The sequence below is a fragment of the Streptomyces sp. SID14478 genome (genome assembly GCF_010548525.1).
In the GTDB taxonomy this organism is placed as follows: Bacteria; Actinomycetota; Actinomycetes; order Streptomycetales; family Streptomycetaceae; genus Streptomyces.
In genome coordinates this window covers 1-5037 of record NZ_JAAGMG010000394.1, presented here as the reverse complement: position 1 = coordinate 5037, position 5037 = coordinate 1, and the positions used below count along the sequence as shown (strand labels likewise).

The 5037-nt window shown below is 73.5% G+C and carries 4 protein-coding genes; all 4 read left to right on the top strand.

Going from position 1 to position 5037, the window contains the following annotated elements; genetic code table 11:
* On the top strand, positions 1 to 708 hold a 708-nt coding region (locus tag G3I40_RS13110), incomplete at its 5' end, for a phosphopantetheine-binding protein (RefSeq protein WP_239091702.1).
* Entirely contained in the window at positions 705 to 3857 is a 3153-nt protein-coding gene (locus tag G3I40_RS13105; RefSeq protein WP_164302339.1) for a non-ribosomal peptide synthetase, read from the top strand. The genes G3I40_RS13110 and G3I40_RS13105, both read left to right, overlap by 4 nt.
* 38 nt (positions 3858 to 3895) lie before the next feature.
* Positions 3896 to 4633 (top strand): 2OG-Fe dioxygenase family protein, encoded by a 738-nt coding sequence (locus G3I40_RS13100; RefSeq protein WP_164302338.1) that lies wholly within the window; start codon positions 3896 to 3898, stop codon positions 4631 to 4633.
* The coding region (locus G3I40_RS13095) for a M20/M25/M40 family metallo-hydrolase (protein WP_164302337.1) at positions 4623 to 5037 on the top strand (415 nt) is incomplete at its 3' end. The genes G3I40_RS13100 and G3I40_RS13095, both read left to right, overlap by 11 nt.

Here is a 5037-nt window from a genome sequence, read left to right as displayed (position 1 = left end):
GCCCTCGCCGAGGCGGACCCGGTGCCCGCGGGCGAACCCGCGCACCTGCCCGTCCCCGCCGGACACACACTGCTGCCCCGGCTCGGCGCCGAACCCGGCCTGCTGGACCCCGAGTTCCACGACGGAAGCCGCCCGGCGGGCGGCCGACCGGCTCAACTGCCGCCGACAGACGGGGAGTTCGCCAACGACCCGCGGCGTGCGATCCGCGCCAGGCTGACCGTCGCGGGGCTGCGCGAGCACCTGCACCGGGCGCTGCCCGACTACATGGTCCCCGCCTCCCTGATGGTGGTCGACCGGTGGCCGATCGGGCCCAACGGCAAGCTGGACCGCGCCGCGCTGCCCTCGCCCAGCTCGCTCAGGCCGGCTCTCGCGACCGGCTACGTCGCCCCCCGCGACGACACCGAGCGGATCATCACCCGGATGTGGCAGGAGGCCCTCGGCCTCGACCGGATCGGCGTCCACGACGACTTCTTCTCGCTGGGCGGCCACTCCCTGCTCGCCGTCCAGATCGTCGGCCGGATCCAGGAGGCGTTCGGCTGCGAGCTGCCGCTCGGCGTGCTGCTGCGCGCCCCCACGATCGCCGCCGTCGGCGAATGGATCAGCCAGAACTCCGGCAACGGGACGCCGCGGACCGCGCCCATCGCGCGCACCGCCCGCCGGCAGCGTCCCGCCACCGCGTCCCCCGCCGAGCAAGGAGCCCGATCATGAGTGAACAGGCCTTCGCCGACGACGAACCGTTCGAGCTGCCCGCCTCGTTCGGGCAGGAGCGGCTGTGGCTGCTCGACCGGCTCGCCGCCGGCAGCGCCTACCACCTCGGCGGCGCCATCCGACTGGACGGCCCGCTCGACCCGGACGCCCTGGCCCGCGCCGTCACGCGGCTCGTCGAACGGCACGAGGTCCTGCGCACCACCCTGGAACTCGGCCCCGACGGCCGGCTGGTGCAGCTCGTCCATCCGGACGTCCGGTCCTCCACCGCCCGGTTCGAGGCGCCCGAGCCCACGCTCGACTCCGCCCGCCGCACCCTGGCCGCCCACGTCGACACCCCCTTCGACCTCGCCGCCGGCCCCCTGCTGCGTACCGCCCTCGTCCGGTTCGGCGAGACGTCCTGGCTGTTCGGCGTCGTGATGCACCACATCGTGTCCGACGGCTGGTCGATCGGCGTCTTCCACGCCGAACTCGCCGCGTTCTACCGTGCCGAGACCGCGGCCGGCGAGGCGGAACCGCCCGAGCTGCCCGAACTGGCCATCCAGTACGGCGACTTCGCCGCATGGCAGCGCGAGACCGTGACCGAGGCCGGGACGGAGTTCACCGACTACTGGCGCGAGCGCATGGCGGGCGCCGCGCCCCTGGAGCCCGCCGTGCCCGTCACCGGGCCCGGCATCTCCTCCAACGTGCCGGTGGCGGTGCCCGCCGCGCTGGTGGAGGCGATCGGCCGGCTGGCGAAGCAGGAGTCGGCGACCCCCTTCATGGTGCTGACCGCCGCCTACATGGCGGTCCTCGCCCGCTGGACCGAACGCGACGACATCGTGATCGGCACCCCGGTCGCGGGCCGGCCCCGTCCCGAACTGCACCCCCTCATCGGCTTCTTCGTCAACACGCTGCCCCTGCGCACCCGCGTGGACGCAGGGGCGTCCTTCCGCGCGCTGCTCGCCACGGTCCGCGAGACCTGCCTGGGCGCCTTCGAGCACCAGGACCTGCCGTTCGAGCAGATCGTCGAGGTCTCCGGATCCGAGCGGGTCCCGGGCCGCACCCCGCTGATCGGCGCGATCCTCGCCCTGCAGAACACGCCCGCCCCGCAGTGGGACCTGCCCGGCATCACCGCGGAGCAGATCGACCTCGCCGACCTGCCCGCCCAGTTCAGCCTCAACCTGTACCTGTCCGGGACGGCGGACGCCGCCCTGGCCGGACGGATGGTGCACGACGAGCAGTGGGACCCCGCGGACGTCCAGCGGCTCGCCCGGGGCTGGCTCGCCCTGCTCACCGACGCGGTGGCCGACCCGGCCAAGCCGGTCGGACTGCTCTCCCTCGGCGTGCACGGCGACGGCGCCGAGGACGCCGAACCCTGCGCCGACGACGGCCTGGTGCACCACAGGATCACCGCGGCCGCCCGCAAACACCCCGACCGGATCGCGATCACCGCCCCCGACGACGAGATCACCTACCGCGAACTGGACGAGCGGTCGGACAACTGGGCTCGGCTGCTGCGCTCGTACGGCGCCGGACCCGACCGGCTCGTCGCCCTCTGCATGCAGCGTTCCTGCGCCCAGATCGTCGCGGCCCTCGGCATCCTCAAGAGCGGCGCCGGCTACATGCCCCTGGACCCCGGCCACCCCAAGGAGCGCCTCGAACGGCTGATCGCGAACGCCGGCACGCCCGTCGTCGTGGCCGACGAAGCCACGGCCGGCCTCTTCGACGACGGGGCCGGAGTCCGGATCCTGCTCGCCGGCAGCGTCCCCACCGACCGTCACGACGGCCCGGCCCCCGACACCCGGGACCAGCACACGGAGTCCCTCTCCTACGTCATCCACACCTCCGGCTCCACCGGCACCCCCAAGGGCGCCATGAACACCCACCGGGGGGTGGTCAACGTGCTCCGCTGGACCCAGCGGCAGTTCACGCTCACGCCCGCCGACTCCGTACTGGTCAAGACCCCGTGGAGCTTCGACGTCTCCACCGTCGAGTGGATGGCGCCGCTCAGCGCGGGGGCCCGGCTCGTCGTCGCCGAACCCGGTGGCCACCGCGACCCCCGCTACCTCGCGGGCCTCATCGCCGAACAGTCGGTGACGTTCGCCCACTTCGTGCCGTCGATGCTCCAGGCGTTCCTCGCCGAGCCCGCCGCCGCCCGGTGCGCCGGAACGCTGCGCCTCGTGCACGTCGGCGGCGAGACGCTGCCGATCGCCACCGCCCGGCGCTTCACAGAGGTCCTGCCGGACACCGAGCTGGGGAACCTCTACGGGCCGGCCGAGACCGCCGTATTCGTCAGCTACCACCCGGTCGGTGCCGCGGACCTCGACCGGCCGCGGGTGCCCATCGGCCACCAGCTGCCCGGTACGCGGCTGCACGTCCTCGACCGACGGGGCGAGCCGGTACCCCCGGGCGTGCCCGGCGAACTGCACATCGGCGGGGTGTCGGTGGGCCGCGGCTACCTCGGAGCGCCCGCGCTCACCGCGGAACGGTTCGTCCCCAACCCCTTCACCGCCGGCGCACGCCTGTACCGCACCGGCGACCGGGTGCGCCGACTGCCCGACGGGGCACTGGAGTTCCTCGGCCGCTACGACCACCAGGTGAAGCTGCGGGGCATCCGCGTGGAACTGGGGGAGATCGAGGCGGCGCTCGGCCGGCACCCGGACGTCCGCCAGGTCGTGGTCGAGGTGCGCGGCTCCGGCGCCGACATCCGGCCGGTCGCCTACGTGGGCTGCCCTGAGCACCAGCCGACCGCCGAGGACCTGCGCGGCTTCCTGCTGCGCACGCTGCCCGCGGCGCTGGTGCCGAGCATGTTCGTCGTGCTGCCCGCGCTGCCGGTGAGCGTCAACGGCAAGATCGACCGCGCCGCGCTGCCCGAGGCGGACCTCGGCGAATGGCGCACGGCGCCGACCGTCGCACCGCGCACCCCGGCCGAGCGGATGCTGTCGGAGATCTGGACGGACGTGCTCGAACTCACCGAAGTCGGCGTCCACGACAACTTCTACGAACTCGGCGGCAATTCACTGCGTGCCGTCCGGGTCTACCAGCGCACCCAGGAGGAGGGACTCCTGACGGCGCTGGAGCCCATGCTCGGCGACCACACCATCGAACAGCTCGCGGCCGGACTCGGCACCGGCTCCGGCGAGGCCCTGCACGACATCGAGCGGCTATGAGGCCCTCGTACCAACAGCGCACACAGAAAGTGGGAAGGATGTCGGCTGCAACCCTGGCCCTGACGCGTCGGGCGCAAGCACTCGGGAAGTGGGGAGAGGCCCTGGCGGGCGACGACTTCGTCGCGCTGCCGGGCAGTGAACTGGCCGGCTGGTTCCCGCCGGCGGGCCTCGCACGACTCGTCGCCACCTGGAACCACCTGATCCGTGACGAGACGGTCGTCGGCGGAGTGGTCCGCGAGCGGCGCTACGGGCGCCTGCTGGCCTCGCGCCTGCCCACCGGGGAGTGGAGCTTCACCGCGCTGGCGCACCAGGCCTTCCAGCAGACCGCGGAGCACATCCCGCTGTACGACGGGAAGGCCAGGATGTTCAGCCCGATCGCGCAGGAGACGCTGGCCGACCCGGTACTGACCGCGCTGATCGCCACCGACCTGGCCATCGTCTGCGCAGTCGTCCCGCAGGCGACCCGGTTCGAGGTGGGGCTGCACCAGATGCGGGTGCTCGCCACGCCCGACGCCCCGGGCAGCCCGACCCCCGAGGGCCGGCACCGCGACGGCCACGACTTCATCGGCATGCACCTGATGGGCCGGGCCAACTGCGCCGGAGGCGAGTCGATCATCCACCGCGACGGCCTGCCGCAGACGCGGATGACCCTCACCGAGCGGCTGGACTCCGTGGTCGTGTCCGACACCCGCATCACCCACGAGGTCACGCCCACCGTCGCCGACGGTGCCATCGGGGTCCGCGACATGCTGCTGGTCGACATCAATGAACGCTGACCCGACGCGCGTCGAGGCGACGCGCACACTGCGCGGCCTGGTGGAGATCCCCTCGCCGTCCGGATCCGAAGCCGCGGCAGGCGCCTACCTCGCCCGGCGGATGACCGCGCTCGGCTACGACGTACGCACCGACGCCGTCGGCAACGTGATCGGTGAGATCGGCGACCCCGCCGGACCGGTGATCATGATGGTCGGTCACCTGGACACGGTGCCGGGTACGCTCCCGGTCCGGGAGTCCGGCGGCCTGCTGTTCGGGCGCGGCACCGTCGACGCCAAGGGTCCGCTCGCCACCATGGTGCACGCCGGGGCGCGGGCCGCGGCGTCCGGCAGCGGGCGGTTCGTCGTCGTCGGCGCGGTGGAGGAGGAGGCCGCCTCGCGCGGCGCCCACCACCTCGCGGCCACCG

What these genes read in the sequence shown, in the direction of transcription:
- G3I40_RS13100 (WP_164302338.1), top strand. Translation starts at nt 3,896, where the DNA reads ATGTCGGCTGCAACCCTGGCCCTGACGCGTCGGGCGCAAGCACTCGGG.
- G3I40_RS13105 (WP_164302339.1), top strand. Translation starts at nt 705, where the DNA reads ATGAGTGAACAGGCCTTCGCCGACGACGAACCGTTCGAGCTGCCCGCC.